Origin of the sequence: Conexibacter sp. SYSU D00693 (genome assembly GCF_017084525.1) — a bacterium.
Classification (GTDB): Bacteria; Actinomycetota; Thermoleophilia; order Solirubrobacterales; family Solirubrobacteraceae; genus Baekduia.
Map to the genome: position 1 here is coordinate 1448495 of NZ_CP070950.1, position 22341 is coordinate 1470835.

The window sequence follows — 22341 nt, forward strand, 5'->3', positions numbered from 1 at the left end:
GTCTGCAGGGGGTCAGACCCTGGCGCTCCTCCTAGGCGGTCGCAGGGGTGACGACCGCCAGGCTGATGCCGTCCTCGCCGTCGGCGGCGTGGACGGTGGTGCCGTCGGGGAGCTCGCCGGCGAGGATCGCGCGGGTGAGCTCCTTCTCCAGCGTGCGGCGGACGTGGCGCTGGAGCGGGCGGGCACCGAAGTCGGCGTCGAAGCCCTCCTCGGCGAGGCGGGCGACGAGGGCGTCCTCGACCTCGAGCTCGATCCCCCGCTCCTGGCGCAGGCGGTCGGCGACGCGATCGACGACCATGCGCGCGATCCGGACGACCTGGTCGCGGGCCAGCGGCTGGAACGTCACGACCTCGTCGATGCGGTTGAGGAACTCGGGCAGGAACGCCTGCTTGGCGGCCGCGACCATCTTGGACGCATCACCCGCCTCGCCGGCCTCCGCCGCCGTGAAGCCGAGGCCGCGCTTGGCAGCACCGGCGCCGAGGTTCGACGTCATCACCACGACGGTGTTCGTGAAGTCCACCGTGCGGCCCTCGCCGTCGGTGAGCCGGCCGTCGTCGAGGAGCTGGAGCAGGACGTTCCAGACCTCGGGATGGGCCTTCTCGATCTCGTCGAGCAGGACGACGGAGTACGGGCGGCGACGGACCGGCTCGGTGAGCTGGCCGCCCTCGCCGTAGCCGACGTAGCCGGGCGGGGACCCGATGAGCCGCGCCACGGTGTGCGCCTCGCGGAACTCCGACATGTCCAGGCGCACGAGCGCGTCCTCGGTGGCGAAGAGCCGCTCGGCCAGCGCCTTGACGAGCTCGGTCTTGCCCACGCCGGTCGGGCCGAGGAAGAGGAACGAGCCGACGGGACGGTCGCCCTCGCTCAGGCCGACGCGGGCGCGGCGGATCGTCTCGGCGACCGCCTCGACCGCCTGCTCCTGGCCGACGACGCGGCGGTGCAGGTCGTCCTCGAGGTGGATGAGGCGCTCCAGCTCGGCGGCCACCAGCTCCCCGACGGGGATGCCGGTGCGGGCGGCGACGACCGCGGCGACCTCGGCCTCACCCACCACGGGGCGGCCGGTGTCGTCCTGGGAGGCCTCGGCGTCGGCGATGCGGCGCTTGAGCTCCGCCGCGCGCTCGAACTCCTCGGCCGCGACGGCCTCGGCGAGCTGCTCGCGCAGCCCGACGACGGCGCCGGGCCCCTCGGGCGCGGCGAGCCGCACGCGGGCGGCCGCCTGGTCCATGAGGTCCAGCGCGCTGTCGGGCAGCTGCTGCTCGGTCAGGTAGCGGTCGGCCAGGCGGGCCGCGGCGGCGAGCGCCGCGTCCTCGATGCGCGTCTCGTGGTGGGCCTCGTAGGCGTCACGGACGCCGCGCAGGACCTCGACGGTCTCCTCGACCGACGGCTCCTCGACGAGGATCGGCGAGAAGCGGCGGGCCAGCGCGCCGTCGCGCTCGACCTTCTTGTACTCGCGCAGCGTGGTCGCGCCGACCATCCGCAGGTCACCGCGGGCGAGCAGCGGCTTGAGGATGTTGGCCGCGTCCATCGCGCCCTCGGCGCCGCCGGCGCCCAGGACGGTGTGCAGCTCGTCGACGAACAGGACGATCCGGCCCTCGGAGGCACGGACCTCCTCGAGCGCGGTGCGCAGGCGCTCCTCGAACTGGCCGCGGTACTGGGCACCGGCGACCATGCCGGTGAGGTCGAGCGCCACGAGACGGGCGCCACGCAGCGTGACCGGGACGTCGTCGTGGGCGATGCGCAGCGCAAGGCCCTCGGCGATGGCGGTCTTGCCGACGCCGGGCTCGCCGATGAGCACGGCGTTGTTCTTGCGCCGGCGCGCGAGCACCTCGACGGTCTGCGCGATCTCGTCGTCGCGCCCGATGACCGGGTCGATCCGGCCGTTGCGGGCGTCGTCGGTGAGGTCACGGCCGAACTCGTCGAGCGCGGGGGTCTGGGACTGCGGCTGGCGCTGCGCGCCGGCACCGCGGCCCTGCGCGGGGCCGAACGGGCCCTGGGCGCCGGGGAAGCCGGTGAAGCTCGCGCCCTGAGCTCGGGCGAGCTGGGCGGCGCAGCTCTCGCAGAGGGCCGCCTCGCGGCGGGCACCGTCCTGGGCGAGAACGACCCGGACCGCGCTCGGGCGCTGGCCGCAGGCGTTGCAGAGGGAGATGGAAGTGGAGTCGGGCATCGTGTCCTGATCTACGTCGATGTGACTGAGATCGTAGCACCGTTGCAAGCGCAACTTCCGGGACGGGAGTGCCGCGGTTGACCACCAACGCATCGCGATGTATCGTGACTGCTCACAACACAGTCGACCGACAGGAGCCTGCAGATGCACCACGGCATCTCGATCACCGGCTGGGAGGCCTTCGGGCCCCGTCCCGGCCACCGCTTCCACATGCACGGCCGCGGCCGGCCCGGCCCGCGTGGCGGCCGCGTTCCGCACCGTGACCCGTTCGGGCCCTCTGGCGGCCCCGAGCGCTGGGGCCGCGGGCCCCGCGCCGCGCGCGGCGACGTCCGCGCCGGCATCCTCGCCCTGCTGGCCGAGGAGCCCATGCACGGCTACCAGGTCATGCGCGAGCTGACCGAGCGCAGCGGCGGCGCCTGGCGCCCCAGCCCCGGCTCGGTCTACCCCACCCTCCAGCAGCTGCAGGACGAGGGCCTCGTCCGCAGCGAGGAGGCCGAGGGCGGCCGCAAGGTGTTCCACCTGACCGACGAGGGCCGGCCCGCCGCCGAGGGGGCCGTCCACCCCCAGGCCCCGTGGGACGCCGTCAAGGCGGCCGAGGGCGGCGACGCCTCCGACCTGCGCGACGTCGTCGGCGGCCTGCTCGGGGCGACCCGGCAGATCGCGTTCGGCGGCACGCCGGAGCAGGTCGCCAAGGCGCGCGAGGTCCTGGTCGAGGCGCGCAAGCGCCTGTACCGGATCCTCGCCGACGACGAGGACTAGGCGGGCCTGCCCGAGGAGACCGGGCGCTCCGGACCGGAGGGTCCTGACGCCCGGTCTCCGCGGGCTGGACACCGCTCGCCCTGCGCGGGCCGCCGTTCGCCGCGGCTCCGTTCAAGCCCACGCAGGATGCGTCGATCGGTCCGCTTGAGCCGCGCAGTCCCTCGCGGCCGTCCTGGGGAGGACCTCCATGCTGAAGTTCCGCTGGACCGTCGGGCGCCGCGTGGGCGCCGCCTTCGTCGCCGTCATCGCCGTCTTCATCGGGGCACTCGGCCTCAGCCTGCACAAGACCGCCGTCTCCGAGGACGCCTGGCAGGTCGTCGGCAAGGCCGGCGCCCTCACCGCCGCCGGCGAGCGCCAGGTGGCGGGGACGACCGCCGAACGCGCGGCTCAGGCCCTCCTCGCCGCGACCGGCGACCGCCGCTACGAGCAGGTCTTCGCCGACGCCGTGAAGGGGACGGTCAGCGCCGAGGAGGCGATCTCCGCCATCGGCGACCCGGAGATCGAGCGCATCTCCGCCGCGGCGGCGACCTTCGACCGCCAGCACGACGCCACGATCGAGGAGCGACTCTTCCCCGCCGTCCGCCGCGGCGACCGCGCCGCCGCCCTGGCCGCGCTGCGCCAGGCCGACGGCTTCGTCTCCCGCGCCCTGGCCGGCAGCCGCTCGATCGCCGCGCGCCTCACCCAGCGCGCGCAGGCCGCGGAGGACCGCGCCAAGGCCAGCGCCGCCAGCGCGCGCCGGCTCGGCATCCTCGCCGCGGTCGCCGGCGTCCTGCTCGCCGCCGCCATCGCCACCATCGTGGTGCGCCGCCTCACGATCGGCCTGCGCGGGCTGTCGCGTGCCGCCGGCGGCCTCGCCGAGGGCGACGTCGACCAGCACCTCGAGGCGCGCGGGGACGACGAGCTCGCCGAGGCCACCCGTGCCTTCGCCGCCGTCGTCGACCACCTCCGCGCCCTCAGCGAGAGCGCCGAGGCCGTCGCCGACGGCGACCTGCGCCAGGAGGTCCGCCTCGCCTCGGACCGCGACGCCCTGGGCCGCGCCTTCGCCGGGATGCTCGAGGAGCTGCGCCGCCTCGTCGGGCGCATCACGGCGACCGCCGACCGCGTGGGCACCGCCGCGGACCACATGGCCTCCGGTGCCCGCCAGAGCCGCCAGGCGGTGGGCGAGATCGCCGGCGCCGTCGGCGAGGTCGCCACGGGCGCCGAGCGCCAGGTCGAGACGATCAACGCCGCGGCCCGCGTCACCTCCGACGTCGCCCAGCGCAGCTCCGGCGCCGCCGACGCCGCCCGCGACACCGCCGAGGCGGCCGCCCTGGCCCGCCAGGCCACCGGCGGCGGGCTCGACGCCGTCGCCCGCGCCACGAGCGCGATGGAGGGCGTCCGGGAGGCGTCCGGTGAGGTCACCGAGGCCATCCGCCTGCTCGGGGAGCGCTCCGAGCGCATCGGCTCGATCGTCGACACCATCGGCGGCATCGCCGAGCAGACGAACCTCCTCGCCCTCAACGCCGCCATCGAGGCCGCGCGCGCGGGCGAGCAGGGCCGCGGCTTCGCCGTCGTCGCCGACGAGGTCCGCAAGCTCGCCGAGGAGTCCCAGACCGCGGTGAGCCGCATCGCCGAGCTCGTGGGCGAGATCCAGCAGGACACCGCCCGCACCGTCGAGCTCGTCGACGCCTCGACCGGCCGCACCCGCGAGGGCGCCGAGACCGTCGCCGAGGCCCGGGCCTCCTTCGAGGACATCAGCCGCCACGTCGACGACGTCGACGGCCGGGTCGCCGGCATCGCGCAGGCCGCGGAGCAGATCGCGGGCCACAGCGCCGACGTCGAGCGCGAGATCGGCGACGTGGGCGCCGTCGCCGAGCAGACCTCCGCCGCCACCCAGCAGCTCAGCGCGTCGGTCCAGCAGACCGAGGCCGCGGCCGTCGAGGCCGAGACCTCCGCGGAGGAGCTGAAGGCCGTCGCCACCGAGCTGCGCGAGCTCGCGCGGGCGTTCAGCGTCTAGCGGCCGCCCGCGGACGGCCGGGCCTAGGCGGCCCGGTCGGCCTTCGCGCGCTCGATGTCCAGCCGCATCTTGTTCACCGACTGGCGGATGATGCGGCTGACCTGCATCTGGGAGACGCCGACGCGCTGGGCGATCTCCGTCTGGGTCATGTCGGCCTCGAAGCGCAGGCGCAGGACCTCGCGATCGCGCTCGCTGAGGACCTCCATGGCGTCGTCGAGCAGGACGCGCATCTCGGCGCGCTCGAGCTCGACGTCCTTGCCGCCGAGGGAGTCGGCCAGCGTGACGTCCTCGCCCGTGGGCTCGTCGAGCGAGCGGGTGCGCCGGGCGCCGGCGGACTGGATCGTCGCCAGCACCTCCTCGAAGGGGGCGTCGACGGCGTCGGCGAGCTCCTGCACGGTCGGCGAGCGGCCCAGCTCGTTGGTGAGCTCGTCGCGCTTCTTGGCGACGACGAGCTGGAGCTCCTGGAGGCCGCGCGGGACGCGCACCGACCACGTCTTGTCGCGGAAGTGGCGCTTGATCTCACCCAGCACGGTGGGCGTGGCGTAGGACGAGAACCGCACCTCCCGCGAGAGGTCGAAGCCGTCGATGGCCTTCATGATCCCGACGCACGCGACCTGCACCAGGTCGTCGAGCGGCTCCCCGCGGCCGGCGTAGCGCCCGGCGAGGGCGCGCGCCAGGGGGAGCATCTCCTCCGCGAGCTGGTCGCGGGCTCGCATGTCGCCGCCGACGTGGTAGCGCCGCAGCAGCTCCTGCTCCCGCGCCGCACGCGCGGCGTTTGCGATGTGTCCGCCCTCGTCCAAGGGCGCTGGAGTCTACCCCTGCTCGAGCGGAGCCATGGTGAGCCCCGCGTCGTTGAGCTGCTCCCAGTAGTGCTCGGCCAGCTCGCGGTGTCCGGACCAGACGACGGCGAGCCCGCGGTGGTGGATCGTGTCGGCGATCCGGTAGCCGTCGTCCACCGTCACGCCCGGCAGGACGCGCGAGAGCGTGAACGCGACGTGGTCGAAGGTGTTGTGGTCGTCGTTGCGCACGATGACGCGCCAGGCGCCGCCGAGGGCGCCTTCGGGACCACTGGTGAGAGGGAGCTCGATCGTCTGGGACATGGACGACCGTGCATTGAAGCGGGTCAGGCCCGCTTTTCCCAGTAGCGGTGCAGCCCGCCGTACAAGGTGTCGGGCGGCATCGCCCGGAAGTACGCGTCCGAGCCGCCCGTGCGCCGCTCGATCTCGCGCACGAAGACGTCCTCGTCGCCGTCGCGGGCGATCTCGGCCAGGCGGTGCAGCTCGCTGATGACCGTCTCGAGCTGGTGCCGGGCGTCGGGGAACGTACCGAAGTGCGCGATGGCGACCGCCGAGGGGTCCCAGGCGGCCACGAGCTCGGCCGAGCGCTCCCACGCCTCGACGTCGATGTCCGGCGGCGGCGTGGGCGGCAGGATTGGCCCGTCGCCCACGCGCACGCCGGCCACGTCACCGCAGCAGGCGATGCCCGTGTCGCGGTGCAGGTAGCAGGCGTGGTGGGACGCGTGGCCGGGCGTGTAGTGCCACTCGAAGGGCCCGATCGAGCCGGACTCGCCCTCGAGCGCCGTCACGTGCGCCGCGTCGACGGGGACGATCTCGCCCCACAGCGTCCTCATGCGCTCCTCGCCGTAGAGGCGCGTCGCGCTGCTGACCAGCCGCGACGGGTCGATGACGTGCTTGGCGCCGCGCTCGTGGACCCAGACCTCGGCGTCGGGCCAGCGGCGCAGCAGGACGCCCGTGGCCCCCGCGTGGTCGAGGTGGATGTGCGTGAGGCAGACCGCGCGCAGCTCGAAGTCGTCGGGCAGCGAGGCCACGAGCGTGTCGGCCGAGGAGGCCGGGCCCGGGTCGACCAGGACGTCGTCGAAGCGGTGGCAGCAGATCGCCTGCTCGGTCCCCTGGAACAGGACGTCGTGCTCGGCGTGCGTCGTGGCGTCGCTCATGCCCCGCGCACCTTACGATCCAGCCATGGAGCACCGCCTGCCCGAGCGCGACCGGCCGTGGATGATGCGCACCTACGCCGGCCACTCGACCGCCGAGAAGTCCAACGAGCTCTACCGGCGCAACCTCGCCAAGGGCCAGACGGGCCTGTCGATCGCGTTCGACCTGCCGACGCAGACGGGCTACGACCCCGATCACGAGCTCGCGCGCGGGGAGGTCGGCAAGGTCGGGGTGCCGGTCGCCCACAAGGGCCACATGCACACGCTGCTCGACGGCATCCCGCTGGGCGAGATGAACACGTCGATGACGATCAACGCGACGGCCGCGTGGCTCCTGGCCCTCTACATCGGGACCGCCGAGGAGAACGGCGTCGCCCAGGACCAGCTCCAGGGCACGACCCAGAACGACATCATCAAGGAGTTCCTCGCGCGCGGGACCTACGCGTTCCCGCCCGGGCCCTCGATGCGGCTCATCGCCGACATGGTCGCCTACACGGTGACCGAGGTCCCCAAGTGGAACCCGATCAACATCTGCAGCTACCACCTCCAGGAGGCCGGCGCCACGCCGGTGCAGGAGATCGCCTACTCGATGTCCAACGCGATCGCCGTGCTCGACGCCGTGCGCGAGCGCGTCGACCAGGAGCTCATGGGCAAGGTCTTCGGGCGCATCTCGTTCTTCGTCAACGCCGGCGTGCGCTTCGTCGAGGAGCACGCGAAGCTGCGCGCCATGGGCATCCTCTGGGAGGAGCTCGGCCGCGAGCGCTACGGCGTGCAGGACGCCAAGCACCTGCGCTTCCGCTACGGCGTCCAGGTCAACTCGCTGGGCCTCACGGAGAGCCAGCCGGAGAACAACGTCCAGCGCATCGTCCTCGAGGCGCTCGCCGTCACCCTGGGGCGCAACGCCCGCGCCCGCGCGCTGCAGCTCCCGGCGTGGAACGAGGCCCTGGGCCTCCCCCGCCCCTGGGACCAGCAGTGGTCGCTGCGCATCCAGCAGGTCCTGGCCTTCGAGACCGACCTGCTCGAGTACCCCGACATCTTCGAGGGCTCGAAGGTCATGGACGGCCTCGTGCAGGAGCTGCTCGACGGCGCCCGCGCCGAGATGGCGGTCGTGGAGGAGCACGGCGGCGCGGTGAAGGCCGTGGACTACATGAAGGCCTCGCTCGTGGACTCCCACCGCGAGCGCATCCGCCGCATCGAGCACGGCGAGCAGGTCGTCGTCGGCCTCAACAAGTACGAGGACTCCGAGCCCTCGCCGCTCGTGCAGGGCGCCGACGGCGGCATCCTCACGGTCGACCCGGAGGTCGAGGTCCAGCAGCGCGAGGCGATCGCCCAGTGGCGCGCCGACCGCGACCAGTCCGCGGTCGACCAGGCCCTCGAGGAGCTCGCCCGGGTCGCGCGCTCTGACGAGAACATCATGCCCGCGACGATCGCCGCCGCGAAGGCGGGCGCCACCACCGGCGAGTGGGCCGCGACGCTGCGCGAGGCCTTCGGCGAGTTCCGCGCCCCCACGGGCGTCGGCGAGGCCGCGGCCGGCACCGGCGCGGAGGACCTCGCCGCGCTGCGCGAGGAGGTCGACCGCGTCAGCGAGGCGCTCGGCCGCCGGCTGAAGATCCTCGTCGGCAAGCCGGGCCTCGACGGGCACTCCAACGGGGCCGAGCAGATCGCCGTGCGCGCCCGCGACATCGGCATGGACGTCGTCTACGAGGGCATCCGCCTGACGCCCTCGCAGATCGCCGCCTCCGCCGAGCAGGAGGGCGTCCACGTCATCGGCCTGTCGATCCTCAGCGGCTCGCACCGCGAGCTCATCCCGAGCGTCGTCTCCGCCCTGCGCGAGCGCGGCGTGACGGCCCCGGTCGTCGTCGGCGGGATCATCCCCGAGGCCGACGTCCAGCCGCTCAAGGACGCCGGCGTCGCGGGCGTCTACACGCCCAAGGACTTCGACCTCCAGGCGATCATGCGCGACATCGTCGAGCTCGTCGCCGCCGAGCACGGCGCCACCGCGGGCGCCTAGCGCCGTCCAACGAGTTCTCCCACGCCGTGCGCGCGGCGTGGGAGCGTCGGCCTCCTCGAACCCCACCTGAGGAGGGACCGGATGGTCCGCAGGCACCTGTCGTACGCGAACGTCATGGCGACGGTCGCGGTGTTCGTCGCCCTGGGCGGCAGCTCCTACGCGGCGACCAAGCTGGCGAAGGACACCGTCGGCTCGACCCAGATCCGCTCCGGCGCCGTCGGCTCGAGCGAGGTCAAGGACGGCTCGCTGCAGGTCAAGGACTTCTCGGCGTCCCAGCGCGCGTCGCTGCGCGGGCCGACCGGGCCGCAGGGGGCCGCGGGAGCGCCAGGGGCGAAGGGCGCCCCGGGCGAGAAGGGCGAGAAGGGCGAGAAGGGCGACAAGGGCGACGCCGGCGCCGACGCGACGAAGCTCTGGGCGGTGCTCAACGGCGACACGGCGCCGTTGGCCATCGACCGTCAGTCAGGCGCGGTGTCGACGGCGAAGATCGCCCCGGGCAACTACCGGGTCGACTTCGACCGCAGCGTGGCCGCGTGCACGTGGCAGGCGACGGCGGGCAGTGCCGACGCGCAGGCTGCTCCGTCGGTCCATGCGACGGTCGAGCTCGAGAACGCCGCGATCCCCCAGGCCCTGCGCGTGCGGGTCTTCAACGACGGCGGCACGCTCACCGACGAGGACGTGCACGTCGCGGTCTTCTGCTGAGCCAGCCGGGCCGGGCACGCGATCGCTAGCGTGCCCGGCCCGATGGGGCCCTCAGGATCCGAGCTCGGCGCGCGCCTGCGCGACCGCGACCTGTCCGCGGCGCCGGCCGTCCTGAACCTGGTCGAGACCCAGACGCCGCAGGCCCGCGAGGAGGTCGCCGAGCTGCTGCGCGCCGTGGCGCCCGGGGCGCTGGGGGGCGAGGCGCCGGGCCACGTCGTCGGCGTCACCGGACCGCCGGGCGCGGGCAAGTCGTCGCTGCTGAGCGAGCTCGTGGCCGAGTGGCGCCGGCAGGGCCGGACGGTCGCCGTGCTGGCGGTCGACCCGTCGTCGCGACGCTCGGGCGGCTCGCTGCTGGGCGACCGCGCGCGGATCGCGTTCGACCCCGAGGACCGCGGGTGCTTCATCCGGTCGACCGCCGCGGGGCGGCGGCTGGGCGGGCTGGCGCCGGCGACGCGGGCCGCTGCCCACGCGCTCGCGGCCGCCTTCGACGTCGTGGTCATCGAGACCGTCGGCGTCGGCCAGTCCGAGACGGAGGTGGCCGACGTGGCCGACACCGTCGCCGTCGTCGTCCAGCCGGGCTCGGGCGACGCGCTGCAGTTCCTCAAGAGCGGGATCATGGAGGTGCCGGACGTGCTCGTCGTCACGAAGGCCGACCTGGGGCAGATCGCCCAGCGGGCGCGGCGCGACCTCCACGCCGCGCTGCGCTCCGCGGGCGCGCGCGACACGCCGGTGGTCGCGGTGTCGTCGGTCTCCCCCGTCTCCGGGTTCGACGACCTCGTCGCCGCGCTGGACCGCCACCGCGAGACCCTCGACCTGCCGGCCCATCGCGCGGGGCGGCGGCGCGCCAGCGCGCTGGCCGACTTCGTGGCCGAGCACGGCGAGGCGGGGCTGCGCGAGCTCGGCGGCCCGCGGGCGGCCGAGAAGGTGCTGGCCGGTCAGGACGACGGTGCCGACGTCGCCTCGCTCGTCAGCGCCCTGGAGGCGGCACGGTGATCCGCGGCGTCCTCGTCCTCGCCGCGGTGTTCGTCGTGGTGACGCTGCTGGCCGAGCTGCTCGGCGCGGCGAACACCGGGACCGCGATGTCGTTCGGCCAGATGGCCTTCGCGCTCGCGGCGGTCGCGCTCGTCGTGTACGCCGAGCGCGAGCCCGACGACCGCTAGCCGGCCTGGGCCTGCTGCGTCGGCGCGGCGCAGTGCGGGCAGGCGGTGGCGCGCGCCGGCACCGGCTTGGCGCAGGCCAGGCACGCGACCGTCGGGCCGCCGAAGGAGACGACCTGGGCCAGGCGCTCGGTGGCCGACGCGGGCAGCGCCTCGGCGACCGGGACGACCTGCGGGGTCGGGAGCGTCGGACGGGTCATGCCGGTGACGGCACGCAGTGCCGGGGTGCCGGGCGCGGGCGCCCCGGCGACCGGGGTGATCTGCTCCATCCGGGCGACGTCCGCCAGGCGCGGGGTCTTGCCCTTGCGGGCGACCGGCTCGCCCGTGCGGGTCTGCTCGGAGCGCGAGAAGAGGGTGGCCCCGACCAGGAGGACGAGCGGGGCGACGATGGCGATGAGGTAGAGCGAGGTGATCACGATGCGGTCCCGGTGTGCGGCGGTGGCATGGAGGACAGTCGGCGATCCGCGTGTCACCTCCGCCTCGGCTCCGTATGACGGGGGTATGAGCGCCTACGGTCCTTCGCCCTCTTCGCAGTCGGCGGCGCAGCGGATGACTTGAGCGTCAGGACCCATCCGGGACGAACGGCCCATGACGACGGAGCGGCCGGCGCAGGGGCCGGCCGCTCGGGCTCACGACGTCGGTGGCGTGCCGAGCCCCCGCAAGGCGCAGCCGGACCGGGTCACGTCGATCCGAGGCTCCTGCAAGGCGTGGATCCCCAGCACGGTCAGCCGACAGGTGCCCAGGGGCGTGCCGGTGAGCGTGACGGTGCACTCGTCGGTGGGGGACCCCGCTGAGCCCGTCACCTCGACGCAGTCGAGCCGATGCCCCGCTACGTCGCAGGACGTCCGGTCCGACGTGCCCTGGAACTCCACGTACGTGTGCTCGCACTGCGCCGCGACGCGCTGCTCCCCGACCTGCACCGCCACGCCGCACGACCGTTGATCGCCCAGACCGAGGTAGCGGTCGACGGCCTGCGCGCAGGCGGCGTCGGCCGCCAGCCCCTCTGCGCGGACCGCCAGGGCGCACGAGCGATCCATGAAGTAGCCGCGGAACTCGTCCTGGCGGTAGCAAGCGCCTGCCACGGCGCCCAGGTCCGCCTGGCACTCGCGCAGGAAGTAGATGCCGCCGGGGTTGCTCTCTGAGCACCCAGGCAAGAGCGGCAGGAGCCCGCGCGGGATCTCGACCGGCGGCACGACGTGCGTCGGCAGCACGTTCAGCAGGTTGCGCACAAGTCCAGCGTGCGCGGATGACGTCATCAAGGCCGACGTCGCGATGAAGGCCGCCAGTGCGGCAGTCCACTTGATCCCCCTCATGGGAGCATTCAACACACCTCGAACCGGTTCTTCAACGGCGCCGCTAGGTTCCCGCCATGTCCCGCGGGTGCTTCGTCTCCGTCGGCCGCTCCGTGGACGAGGCCCTGGGCCGCGTCCGCCTGGTGGAGGAGCTCGGCTACGACCAGGTCTTCTGCACGCACATCAACGGCGCCGAGTCGCTGACGATGCTCACCGCCTACGCCGCGGCGACCGAGCGCGTGCGCGTGGGCACCGGCGTCGTGCCGATCTACACGCGCACGCCCGCGACGATGGCCCAGACGGCCGCGACGATCAGCGCGCTCAGCGGCGGGCGCGTCGTGCTGGGCCTCGGCGTCTCGCACCGTCCGGTGGTCGAGGGCTGGCACGGCCAGACGATCGACAGGCCGGTGTCCGAGATGCGCGAGTACGTCGCCATCGTGCGGGCGATCCTGCGCGGCGAGCAGCCGCCGGCCGGGGAGAAGTGGCAGACGGGGTTCCAGCTGCAGCGCCAGCTCCAGGCGCCCGACCTGCCGATCTACGTCGCGGCACTGTCGCCGCGGATGCTGCGCCTGGCCGGCGAGGTCGCCGACGGCGTGATGCTGTGGCTCTGCAACCCCGAGTACGTGCGCGAGGTCGTCGTGCCGGAGGTCCGCAAGGGCCGCGAGGCGGCGGGCAGGACGATGGAGGGCTTCGACGTCGTGGCCGCCGTCCCGACCGCCCGCGTCGAGGACCCGGCGCAGGCGCACGCCGCGATGCGCAAGGACCTGCTGCCGTACTTCTCGCTGCCGTTCTACCGGGCGATGCTCGAGCGCTCGGGCTTCGGCGACGACCTCGCGGCGTTCGACGCGGCGGCGCCGGAGGGCCCGGAGGCGATGGGCAACGCGATCTCGACGCGCTTCCTCGACGTCCTCTGCGCGATCGGCGACGAGGACCAGGTGCGGGCAGGCATCGCGCGCTACGAGGAGGCCGGAGCGACGACCGCCGCGGTCGGCGCGATCGCCAAGACGGACTTCGAGGCGGCCCTGCGGGCCGCCGCCGGGGCGTAGCGACCGCCGCCACCGGGCAGCGCCACGACGATGGGCCGCATCGTCGTCGGCACCTCGAGCTGGGCGGACCCCGGCTTCGTCGCGGAGTGGTACCCCGACGGCCTGCCTGCCCGCGACCGGCTGGGCTTCTACGCGCAGCGCTTCGAGGGCGTCGAGGTCAACAGCACCTGGTACGCGCTGCCGGGCCAGCGGGCGGTCGCGCGGTGGGTCGACCAGACGCCCGAGGGCTTCACGTTCGACTGGAAGCTGCACCGCGCGCTGAGCCGCCACGCGGCGCAGGTCGACGCGCTGCCGGCCGACCTGCGCGCCGCGGTGGACACGACGCCGAAGGGCCGCGTCCGGCTCGACGCGGTGCTCGAGGCCGAGCTGGCGCGCCGCACGCTCGAGGCCGCGGCACCGCTGGTGGAGGCCGGCCGCCTGTCGTCGTTCCTGCTGCAGCTCTCGCCGGCGTTCGCGCCGGGCAAGCACGCGCTGGACGAGCTCGACGACCTCGTCGCGGCGCTCGCGCCCCATCCCGTCGCCGTCGAGCTGCGCCACCGCGGCTGGCTGGGACGCGACGAGCGCGAGCGGACGCTGGGCTGGTACGAGGAGCGCGGCGCGGTGTGGGTGGGCGTCGACGCGCCGCAGGGCAAGCCGGCGACGCTCCTGCCACCGCTCGACGCCGTCACGGACGCGCGCCTGGCGTACGTGCGCGCGCACGGGCGCAACCTCGAGGGCTGGGTCCACGGCCGCTCCGTGGCCGAGCGCTTCGGCCACCGCTACGCCGACGACGAGCTGCGCGAGCTGGTCGGCCGGGCGCAGGCGCTCTCGCAGGAGGCCCAGGAGGTCCGGCTCGTCTTCAACAACAACCGCGGCAGCGACGCGCCGGTCGCCGCCGAGCGTGCCCGCGAGCTGCTGGGACAGGCCGTCGCCGCCTAGCGGCGCGGCGCCGTCCGAGGCTGGGCCAGCGCGCTGATGCGCCAGTCGTCGCCCTCGCGGACGAGCTCGAGGACGTCGTCGGAGGGCTTCTGGCCCTCGGCCGTCGACCGCACGCCGACCGAGGCGCGACCCTCGCGCACGGCGATCGTCTGGATCTCGAGCGCCGGCGCCTTCGTGCCCTCGAGGCCGCGGCGGACGGCGAGCTCGCAGGGCAGCCCGGCCTCCTCGACGGTCGCGACGAGCTCGTGGGACAGCAGGTCGTCGCAGATGCGCTGGTAGTCCTGCGTGCGGGTCGCCTCGGCGAAGCCCTCGACGGCGGAGCGCACCCGCTCGGGCTCGCTCTGCTTGCCGCACGCGGCGAGGGTCAGCGCGGGGAGGGCGGCGAGCAGGCAGGCGGCGGGGCGACGCACGGCGGCAGGGTAGCCTGAGGCCGATGCAGCGCGACGCCCTGGTGGACGGGCACGGCCGGCGGATCGGGGACGTCCGCGTCTCGGTCACCGACCGGTGCAACTTCCGCTGCCAGTACTGCATGCCGGCCGAGGGGCTGCCGTGGCTCGACCGCGACGCCGTCCTCACCTTCGAGGAGCTGACGCGCCTGGTCGGGCTGCTGGCGTCGATGGGCGTGGCCAACGTCCGGCTGACCGGCGGCGAGCCGCTCGTGCGCCGCGACCTGCCGCGCCTCGTGGGGATGCTGCGGGAGGTCCAGGGCGTCGAGGACCTGGCCCTGACGACCAACGGCTACCTGCTCGAGCGCGACGCCGCGGCGCTGGTCGACGCCGGCGTCCACCGCTTCAACGTCTCGATCGACTCGCTCCAGCAGGACCGCTTCTACGCGATGACGCGCCGCGACGCGCTCCCCCAGGTGCTCCGCGGGCTCGATGCGCTGCGCGCCGCCGGGGCAGGCCGGATCAAGGTCAACGCCGTCGCCCTGCGCGGCTTCACCGAGCAGGAGGTCCTCCCCTTCGCGGCCTTCGCGCGCGAGCGCCCGTTCGAGGTGCGCTTCATCGAGTTCATGCCGCTGGACGCCGATCGCGCCTGGAAGCCCGAGGACGTCCTCACCGGCGCGGAGCTCCGCGCGATCGTCGAGGCCGAGCACGGCCCACTGGTCGAGGAGGAGCGCGAGCCCCACGCGACGGCCCGCGTCTTCCGCTTCGCCGACGGCGCCGGGCGCCTGGGCTTCGTCGAGCCGGTCAGCAACCCGTTCTGCGCCGACTGCGACCGCCTGCGGCTCACCGCCGAGGGCGCGCTGCGCACGTGCCTGTTCTCCCTGCGCGAGACCGACCTGCGCGGCCCGCTGCGCGCCGGGGCCACGGACGCCGAGCTCGAGCGGCTCATCCGCGACGCGGTCTGGCGCAAGGAGCTCAAGCACCGGGTCAACGACCCGGGCTTCGTGCAGCCCGAGCGCTCGATGAGCGCCATCGGCGGCTGACCTCCGGTCATCGGCAGCGACGGTCCTGGGCTCAAGGTCCTGGAGGACCGTCCGACCACGGTGGCCGTGACCGCACTCCTCGAGCCCGGCCTGGTGGTGGACCTCGTCCTGGACGGCGGCTGGCGCCGCACCGCGACGGTCTCCTCCGTGGCCACCGACGCCATCGGCCTCGCCCCGTGCGGCGGGCCGCTCAGCCTCCCGGGCCAGCTGCGCTGGTGCCAGGCCGCCCTGGAGTGGCGCGCCGGCGGCGCCGCCGCCCGCACCGACGGCATCCTCCACACGCTGGAGGGCGGCGCGCTCAGCCTCGCGCCGATCCACGCCCCCGAGCGCGTCCAGCGCCGCCGCTTCGTCCGCGTGCAGGCCGAGGTGCCCGCCGCGATCGTCGCGCCGGACTTCGGCCGCATGCTCGCCCAGACCGTCGACCTCAGCGTCGGCGGCATGCTCGTCTCCGACGCCCAGACCCTCGAGGTCGGCCGGCGCATCCGCTTCGCGCTCGACCTGAGCGGCGAGGTCGTCGCCGGTGACGGCGAGGTCGTCCGCGGCACCGCCGCCGGCGCCCGCGGCGTGCGCTTCGACGAGCTCCCGGCGTCGGCCGAGCGCGCCCTCTCGCGCTTCGTGGCCGAGCGCCAGCGCCAGAAGATGGCGCTCGCCTAGCCCCCAAGGCGTTCCGGAGCTACCCCCGGATCGGGCCCCGCCGGCGCGTTCCCCGCGCCGGCGGCGGCATGAGCGCGGAGGCGTGCAGGAGGTCCTCCGGCGCGTTGACGTTGTGCAGTACCCGGCCGTCGGGCAGGTCGACGACGACCGGGTCCAGCGCCGCCACCACCTCCTGGGTGCGCGTCGTCGCGTCGAAGCCCTCGAGCCCCGCCAGCGCCCGCGGGCGGTAGAGCGCGCAGAGCGGCTGCAGGCGCCCGTCGGCCTGGGCCACCACCGCCGCCGCCCGTCCGCCCGCGTCGGCACGCAGCAGCGCCCGCAGCGTGGCTTGGTCGAGCAGCGGCAGGTCCCCCGCCACCAGCAGGACCGGACGGCCCCGGGCGAGCTTGATCGCGTGCACCACGCCGCAGAGCGGATGGCGCGGCTCGTCGGGCTCGACCCACACGTCGGCGCGCCCGGCCACCGGCGGCAGGCGGGTCGCGCGCTTGGCCACGACGACCACGTCGTCGACGACGGCTGACAGCACGTCCAGCGCGTAGTGCAGCAGCGGCCGCCCGTGGAGCTCGACCACGGCCTTGTCCCCACCGATGCGGCGTCCTGCGCCCCCGGCGAGGACCGCGCCCAGCGGTGCGCGCGCCGTGCCGAGGGCCATCGTGGGCCGGAGCATAGACTCCGCTCGATGGAGGGCTTCGCCGCGCAACGGCCCTGGCTGCGCTGCTACCGGTGCTGGTCGACCGACCTGGAGGTCCAGGTCCACTACGACGGCATCCACCGCATCGACCCGGTGACGGGCGAGCGCGCCGAGGTGGTCGACGAGGTGCAGGAGGCGGTCGTGCAGTGCCTGGAGTGCATGCACGACCAGCCTCACCTGACCTTCGCCGACGGCCGGGTGGGCGCCGTGGAGGACCGCTGGGAGCGGATGGTCACCGGCACGCCGTGGGTCGCCTCGTGCACCGTCACGGTCGATGCCGACGACGTCGAGACCTGCTCGGGACCCGAGGCCGGCGACGCGCTGAGCTTCGCGGCCTTCGGCGACCACGGCACGCGCGAGTTCTTCACCCACGTGCGCTTCCACAAGCACGAGGAGGAGCGCATCGTCGTCCACCTCCTCGTCGAGCTCTACGCGCGCGACAAGGTCGAGGCCACCGGCGTCCTCGAGGACGCCGCCCGCGGCCCGCTCGCCATCACCTCACTCGCCGAGGAGTCCCGGCCGCCAGCGGCGGCCGAAGACCGCCACTGAAAGGTGCCTGGCACCTTTCACGCGGGGCGGCGCAGCGCCTGGAGGTGGCGCACCGCGAGCGTGAGGCCGGCGAGGTCCGCCGGGGCGTCGTCGAGGCTGAGCGCGCGGGTGAAGGCCTGGAGGCGCCGGCCGGTCTCGGCGCGGCGCCCGAGGAAGGCCTGCACGGCGTCGGCCGGCGACGCGCCCGGGGCCTCCTCGACCGCGCGCTGGGTGAGCACGCGACGAGCCTCGAGGAGGTCGTCGCGCACGGCGTGCACCGCCCAGCGCTGCAAGCGGGAGGCGGCCGGCAGCTCGTCGCACGCGCGCTCGAGCCAGTCGAGGGCCAGCGCGTCGCCCAGGCCGAACGCCACGCCCGCCACGTCGAGGACCTCGCGGCGCGTGGCCTGCGCGACGGCCACGAGGTCCGGCGCGTGGACCAGGGCGGGTTGACGGGCGTGGCGGCGGGCGAGCCGCGCCGGCGCGCCGGCCGCCTCCAGCCGCTCGGCCTCCTGGTCGCAGCGCGCGCACCAGTCGGCGCTGCGCAGCTCGCCCATGGCGGCCTCGAGCTGCTCGAGCCCGGCGCGGTGGGTCGCCAGCGCGGCCGTCGGGTCCTCGTCGGCCTGCCGCGTCAGCCACCAGCGCGTCGTGTCCTCCACGAGGTCGTCCACCCCGCCGACGAGCTCCCAGTAGGCGCCGCGGTCGCGCAGCGCGCGGTCCAGCGCCTCCACGGCGGCCCACCGCTCGACGGCACCCGTGCTCTCCCGCGCCAGCCGGAAGGCGCGCACGACCGCGGCGGGCGACACCGCCCGCTCGACCGCCAGCCGCGACACGTACGTCGGGCCGAGGCTGTCGACCACGTCGTTGGCCACGAGCGTCGCGACCAGCTCGCGGCGCAGCGGGTGCTCGGCCAGCAGGTGGCCGAAGCGCTCGACGACCGGGTCGGGGAAGTAGCCGCGCAGCTCGGGCTCGGCGATCCACGGCTGGTCGGGCAGGGGCGAGGCCAGGAGCGCCGCCGTGAGCGAGCGCTTGGCGTAGGCGAGCAGGACCGCGAGCTCCGGACGCTCGAGGCCGGCGCCGGCGCGGCGGCGGTCGGCGAGCTCGTCGGCCCCCGGCAGCCCCTCGTCGCCGCGCACGAGCAGGCCGTCGGCCTCCAGCGCGGCCATCAGGTCCTCGTAGGCGTAGAGCGTGGAGCTGGCGCGGCGCACCTCCTTGGCCAGCACGGCGGCCTGCTGGGCGCTGTCGCGCAGGACGTGCGCGGTGACGTGGTCGGTGACTTCGCGCAGCAGCGCGTTGCGCCCGTCGCGGTCCAACTCCCCGCGGCGGACGGCCAGGTCGAGCAGGACCTTGAGGTTCACCTCGTGGTCGGAGCAGTCGACCCCGGCGCTGTTGTCGATGAAGTCGGCGTGGCACAGGACGCCCGACCGTGAGGCCTCGACCCGCGCGCGCTGGGTGAGGCCGAGGTTGCCGCCCTCCCCCACCACGCGGCAGCGCAGGTCGCGCGCGTCGACGCGGATGGGGTCGCTCGCCCGGTCCTGCGCGTCGTCGTCGCTCTCCGTGGAGGCCTTGACGACGGTCCCGATGCCGCCGTTGAACAGCAGGTCCACCGGCGCCCGCAGCACGGCGCGGATGACGTCGGCCGGCGTGAGGACCTCGTCGCCCTCGATCCCCAGCCGCGCGCGGACCTGCGGCGTGAGCTCGACGCGCTTGGCCCCGCGCGGCACGACCATCGCGCCCTCGCTGAGCACCTCGGGGTCGTAGTCGGCCCACGTGGAGCCCGGCAGCTCGAAGAGCCGCCGGCGCTCCTGCCACGAGCGCTCGGGGTCCGGGTCGGGGTCCAGGAAGACGTGGCGGTGGTCGTAGGCGGCGACGAGCTGGACACTGCGCGACAGCAGCAGCCCGTTGCCGAAGACGTCGCCGCTCATGTCGCCGATGCCCACCGCGGTGATGCGGTCGGTCTCGGGGTCGACGCCGAGCTCGCGGAAGTGGCGCTTGACCGCCTCCCACGCGCCGCGCGCCGTGATGCCCAGCGCCTTGTGGTCGTAGCCGTCCGAGCCGCCGGAGGCGAACGCGTCGCCGAGCCAGAAGCCGCGGCGCAGCGCCACGGCGTTGGCGGTGTCGCTGAACGTCGCGGTCCCCTTGTCGGCGGCGACGACGAGGTACGTGTCGTCCTCGTCGAGGACGCGCACGCCGTCGGGGTGCACGACGCGCCCGTCGTCGGCCAGGTCGTCGGTGACGTCGAGCAGGGCCTCGACGTAGCGCACGTACTGGCGCTCGACCTCGGTCCTCAGCGCGTGCGGCTCGTCCGGGCGCGCCTTGAGGAAGAAGCCGCCCTTCGCGCCCGCCGGGACGATGACCGCGTTCTTGGTCATCTGCGCGCGCAGCAGGCCGAAGACCTCCGTGCGGTAGTCCATGCGGTCCGACCACCGCAGGCCGCCGCGGGCGATCTTCCCGCCGCGCAGGTGGATGCCCTCCATGTCGGCGGCGTAGACGTAGATCTCGAACAGCGGCGCGGGCTGGGGCATCGCCGGGACCTGGGCCGAGCGCACCTTGAAGGCCAGCGCGTCGCGTCCGGGCCGGTAGGCGTTCGTGCGGACGATCGCGTCGATGAGGCCCAGCTGGTTGCGCAGGATGCGGTCGTGGTCGAGCAGCTCGACCGCGTCGAGCCCCTCGAGGACCTCGGCGCGCAGCGCCTCCTCGGCGGCCGTGTCGCGCGGGGCGTCAGGCCCGTGGGCGCCGTGGCGCAGCTCGAAGAGCGCGAGCTGCTTGGCGCACAGCTCCGGGTAGGCGGCGATGACGTCGTTCTGGAAGGCCTCGGTGTACCGGGATCCCAGGCGCTGGCGGTAGCGGCGGAACGCGCGCAGCAGCGCGACCTGGTGGCGGTCCAGGCCGCCGAGGACGACCAGGCGGTCGAGGCTGTCGGACTCGGCCTCCCCGCGCCAGACGGCGCCCAGCAGGTCGGCGACGCGGTCGGCGCACTCGGCCAGCGCCAGCGGGCGGTCGCCCGGGCCGAGCACCGTGAAGCTCTGCACCCACAGCTCGTCGTCGCCGGCCAGGCGGGCCGGCTGCTCCTCGATGACCCGCAGGCCGAGGTGCTCGAGCATCGGCGTCGCGCGCGAGAGCTCGACCTTCGGGCCGCGCTTGTGGAAGGCGATGCGCGTGCGCCCGCCGGCGTCCTGCAGCCCGACGGCGAGGTCGCGGCCGCTGGCGGTCAGCTCCTCGAAGCACCGGACGTCGTCGACGGCCAGCGCCGGGCCGGTGACCGCGCGGTAGGCCTCGGGCAGCCGCCGGGCCCAGCGGGCGGCGAGCATGCGGCCGCGCTCGTCGCCGTGGCGTTCGACGAGCGCCTCGGCCAGGCGGTCCTCCCACGTGCGCGCGAGCGCGCGGACCTCGTCCTCGAGCTCGCGGACGTCGACCTCGGGCAGGCCGCCGGCGTCGTGGACGGTGAGATGCACGCGCACGCGGTCGTCCTCGCCGAGCACCTCGCTGACCTGCACGTCGTCGACGTCGAGCGCGCGGCGCAGGAGCTCGACGATGCCCTCACGGACCTCGGGGCCGTAGGACGGCCGCGGCAGGGCGGCGATGAACGCCGCGTCGTGGCCCGTCGCCGCCCGGCGCCCGAGCAGCCGCACGTCGGACCCGCGCAGCGACAGCAGCACGCTGATGGCCCGGCGCAGCTGCTCGGCGTCCGAGGCGAACAGCTCGTCCTTCGGGAAGGTGTCGAAGAGGTGCACGGCCGCCTTGAAGTCGTGCGAGCCCTCGACGAGGTCCTCGGCCTCCAGGACGTGGCGCAGCTTCTCGGCCAGCAGCGGCGTGCGGCTGGCGGGCTCGGCGTAGGCCCGGCTCGTGAGCAGGCCCATGAACCGCGACGTGCCGCCGCCGGGCGTGCGCACGAGCACCTCGTCGAGGCGCTCGCGGCGGTGGACGGTCGAGATCCGCTCGCTGCGGCGGAAGACCAGCGGTGTGCCGTCGTCGGGCGGCGGCGGGGTGCCGTCGTCGCCGCCCTCGCGCAGGAGCCCGAGCGGCGGCTCGCCCGAGGCGCCGAGCAGGACGACCTGGTCGTCGGCCAGCCAGCGCAGGAACGCCGCGGCCTCCGGGTCGCCGACCTCGTCGGCCGCGCGCAGGAGGCGGTCGCGCATCGCCGGGAAGTCCTCGACGACGACGCGCACCGTGGCCAGCACCTGGCGCACGGCGTCCTCGAGCGCCGCGAGCTCCTCGGGCTGGGCTCGGCGCTCGAGCTCGAAGTGCATCACCGACTCGCGCCGCGGCATCTCGCGCGGGTGGCCGATCGCCTCGAGGCGCCCCGCCGCGGAGCGGCGCACGCCGACGATCGGGTGCACGACGCGCCGCACGCGGTGGCCGCGCGCCTCGAGCGCCTCGGTCACCGAGTCGACGAGGAACGGCAGGTCGTCGGTGGCGGTCTCGACCACGGAGCCGGGCGTCGCGTACCCGTCGCGCTCGCGCTCGGGGGTGAACGCCCGGACCGCCGCTGGCGTGCCGTTGCGCCGCTCGGCCAGCGCGAGGGCGCCCCGCGCCTCGGCGCGCAGCTCCTCGACGGGCCGGTCGTCGGTGTCGGCGCAGCGGCGCGTGTACATGGCGAGGAACGCCGCGGCCGGTCCCTCGCCCTCCTGCTGGCCCTCGTCGAGCGTGGACGCGCTCATGGTGCGCCCAACGTACCCGGACTAGGTGTCGGTGCCCGGCGCGTAGTCCCCGATCGACCACACGCGCCCGCCCGGGTCGCGGACGCCGAAGAAGCGCCCGTAGGACTCCTCGCGCAGGTCGTCGACGACCTCCGCGCCGGCCGCCCTGGCCTGCTCGAGCGCCGCGTGGACGTCGTCGACGACGAGGTACGGCACGTCGCCGTCGTAGGGCGATCCGTCGTTGCGGCGGCTGCCGACCATCACCCAGGCGTCGCCGCGGCGCAGCTCGGCATGGGCGACGGAGCGGCCGTCCTCGCCGGGGACGGCCATCACGCGCTCGAAGCCGAGGGCCCGCTCGAGCCACTCCATGGCGGTGTCGGCGTCGTCGTACTGGAAGCCGGAGATGAGCATG

The 22341-nt window shown here is 74.9% G+C and carries 21 protein-coding genes; 11 read left to right on the plus strand and 10 right to left on the minus strand.

Annotated elements, in window-relative coordinates:
- Positions 1-31: 31 nt before the first annotated feature.
- On the minus strand, positions 32-2164 hold the full coding sequence (locus tag JUB12_RS07290; protein ID WP_205698955.1) for an ATP-dependent Clp protease ATP-binding subunit: 2133 nt from the start codon (positions 2162-2164) through the stop codon (positions 32-34).
- Positions 2165-2308: 144 nt separating this feature from the next.
- On the opposite strand from JUB12_RS07290, the gene JUB12_RS07295 reads away from it, so the two are divergent.
- Together JUB12_RS07295 and JUB12_RS07300 are read left to right on the plus strand one after the other, a co-directional pair.
- A complete protein-coding gene (locus tag JUB12_RS07295; protein ID WP_205698956.1) occupies positions 2309-2923 on the plus strand; it encodes a PadR family transcriptional regulator in 615 nt (204 codons plus the stop codon).
- A 187-nt stretch (positions 2924-3110) separates the two neighbouring features.
- Positions 3111-4919, plus strand: a complete 1809-nt coding sequence (locus JUB12_RS07300; protein WP_205698957.1) for a methyl-accepting chemotaxis protein — start codon at positions 3111-3113, stop codon at positions 4917-4919.
- A 23-nt stretch (positions 4920-4942) separates the two neighbouring features.
- On the opposite strand, the gene JUB12_RS07305 is transcribed toward JUB12_RS07300, so the two are convergent.
- From JUB12_RS07305 to JUB12_RS07315, 3 genes are read right to left on the minus strand one after another with little or no spacing between them, the layout of a single operon-like run.
- Positions 4943-5719: a SigB/SigF/SigG family RNA polymerase sigma factor gene (locus tag JUB12_RS07305; protein WP_241004455.1), complete on the minus strand. Its 777-nt coding sequence runs from the start codon at positions 5717-5719 to the stop codon at positions 4943-4945.
- 12 nt (positions 5720-5731) lie between these two features.
- Complete coding sequence (locus tag JUB12_RS07310; RefSeq protein WP_205698958.1) at positions 5732-6019, minus strand: ATP-dependent Clp protease adaptor ClpS; 288 nt, start codon at positions 6017-6019, stop codon at positions 5732-5734.
- A gap of 23 nt (positions 6020-6042) precedes the next feature.
- Positions 6043-6873 carry an MBL fold metallo-hydrolase gene (locus JUB12_RS07315; RefSeq protein ID WP_205698959.1) on the minus strand — a complete coding sequence of 277 codons (831 nt, stop codon included), beginning with the start codon at positions 6871-6873 and terminating at the stop codon, positions 6043-6045.
- 25 nt (positions 6874-6898) lie between these two features.
- On the opposite strand from JUB12_RS07315, the gene JUB12_RS07320 reads away from it, so the two are divergent.
- From JUB12_RS07320 to JUB12_RS07335, 4 genes are all read left to right on the plus strand, one after another.
- Positions 6899-8881, plus strand: a complete 1983-nt coding sequence (locus JUB12_RS07320) for a protein meaA (protein ID WP_205698960.1) — start codon at positions 6899-6901, stop codon at positions 8879-8881.
- Positions 8882-8962: 81 nt separating this feature from the next.
- Positions 8963-9580 carry a hypothetical protein gene (locus JUB12_RS07325; RefSeq protein WP_205698961.1) on the plus strand — a complete coding sequence of 206 codons (618 nt, stop codon included), beginning with the start codon at positions 8963-8965 and terminating at the stop codon, positions 9578-9580.
- A 42-nt stretch (positions 9581-9622) separates the two neighbouring features.
- Entirely contained in the window at positions 9623-10573 is a 951-nt protein-coding gene (locus JUB12_RS07330) for a GTP-binding protein (RefSeq protein ID WP_205698962.1), read from the plus strand.
- A complete protein-coding gene (locus tag JUB12_RS07335) occupies positions 10570-10740 on the plus strand; it encodes a hypothetical protein (protein ID WP_205698963.1) in 171 nt (56 codons plus the stop codon). Before JUB12_RS07330 ends, JUB12_RS07335 begins: the two co-directional genes overlap by 4 nt.
- Here the strand turns inward: JUB12_RS07335 and JUB12_RS07340 are convergent.
- Positions 10737-11153: a hypothetical protein gene (locus JUB12_RS07340; RefSeq protein ID WP_205698964.1), complete on the minus strand. Its 417-nt coding sequence runs from the start codon at positions 11151-11153 to the stop codon at positions 10737-10739. The two genes, JUB12_RS07335 and JUB12_RS07340, sit on opposite strands and share 4 nt — an antisense overlap.
- Positions 11154-11366: 213 nt before the next feature.
- A complete protein-coding gene (locus JUB12_RS07345) occupies positions 11367-12050 on the minus strand; it encodes a hypothetical protein (protein WP_205698965.1) in 684 nt (227 codons plus the stop codon).
- 56 nt (positions 12051-12106) lie between these two features.
- On the opposite strand from JUB12_RS07345, the gene JUB12_RS07350 reads away from it, so the two are divergent.
- Together JUB12_RS07350 and JUB12_RS07355 are read left to right on the plus strand one after the other, a co-directional pair.
- Positions 12107-13075 (plus strand): LLM class flavin-dependent oxidoreductase, encoded by a 969-nt coding sequence (locus JUB12_RS07350; protein ID WP_205698966.1) that lies wholly within the window; start codon positions 12107-12109, stop codon positions 13073-13075.
- A 30-nt stretch (positions 13076-13105) separates the two neighbouring features.
- Positions 13106-13993 carry a DUF72 domain-containing protein gene (locus JUB12_RS07355; RefSeq protein ID WP_205698967.1) on the plus strand — a complete coding sequence of 296 codons (888 nt, stop codon included), beginning with the start codon at positions 13106-13108 and terminating at the stop codon, positions 13991-13993.
- On the opposite strand, the gene JUB12_RS07360 is transcribed toward JUB12_RS07355, so the two are convergent.
- On the minus strand, positions 13990-14403 hold the full coding sequence (locus JUB12_RS07360) for a hypothetical protein (RefSeq protein ID WP_205698968.1): 414 nt from the start codon (positions 14401-14403) through the stop codon (positions 13990-13992). The genes JUB12_RS07355 and JUB12_RS07360 overlap by 4 nt on opposite strands.
- 23 nt (positions 14404-14426) lie before the next feature.
- On the opposite strand from JUB12_RS07360, the gene moaA reads away from it, so the two are divergent.
- Together moaA and JUB12_RS07370 are read left to right on the plus strand one after the other, a co-directional pair.
- On the plus strand, positions 14427-15422 hold the full coding sequence (moaA, locus tag JUB12_RS07365) for a GTP 3',8-cyclase MoaA (protein WP_205698969.1): 996 nt from the start codon (positions 14427-14429) through the stop codon (positions 15420-15422).
- A gap of 60 nt (positions 15423-15482) precedes the next feature.
- Positions 15483-16076 carry a PilZ domain-containing protein gene (locus tag JUB12_RS07370; protein ID WP_205698970.1) on the plus strand — a complete coding sequence of 198 codons (594 nt, stop codon included), beginning with the start codon at positions 15483-15485 and terminating at the stop codon, positions 16074-16076.
- Between the two features lie 19 nt (positions 16077-16095).
- Here the strand turns inward: JUB12_RS07370 and JUB12_RS07375 are convergent, their stop codons facing one another.
- Positions 16096-16725, minus strand: coding sequence for a molybdenum cofactor guanylyltransferase (locus tag JUB12_RS07375; protein ID WP_205698971.1), 630 nt, complete (start codon positions 16723-16725; stop codon positions 16096-16098).
- A 27-nt stretch (positions 16726-16752) separates the two neighbouring features.
- On the opposite strand from JUB12_RS07375, the gene JUB12_RS07380 reads away from it, so the two are divergent.
- Positions 16753-17313, plus strand: coding sequence for a hypothetical protein (locus JUB12_RS07380; protein WP_205698972.1), 561 nt, complete (start codon positions 16753-16755; stop codon positions 17311-17313).
- A 17-nt stretch (positions 17314-17330) separates the two neighbouring features.
- Here the strand turns inward: JUB12_RS07380 and JUB12_RS07385 are convergent, their stop codons facing one another.
- Both JUB12_RS07385 and JUB12_RS07390 read right to left on the minus strand, forming a co-directional pair.
- Positions 17331-21950 (minus strand): NAD-glutamate dehydrogenase domain-containing protein, encoded by a 4620-nt coding sequence (locus tag JUB12_RS07385; RefSeq protein ID WP_205698973.1) that lies wholly within the window; start codon positions 21948-21950, stop codon positions 17331-17333.
- A gap of 21 nt (positions 21951-21971) precedes the next feature.
- A complete protein-coding gene (locus JUB12_RS07390) occupies positions 21972-22340 on the minus strand; it encodes a VOC family protein (protein WP_205698974.1) in 369 nt (122 codons plus the stop codon).
- Position 22341: the final 1 nt, after the last annotated feature.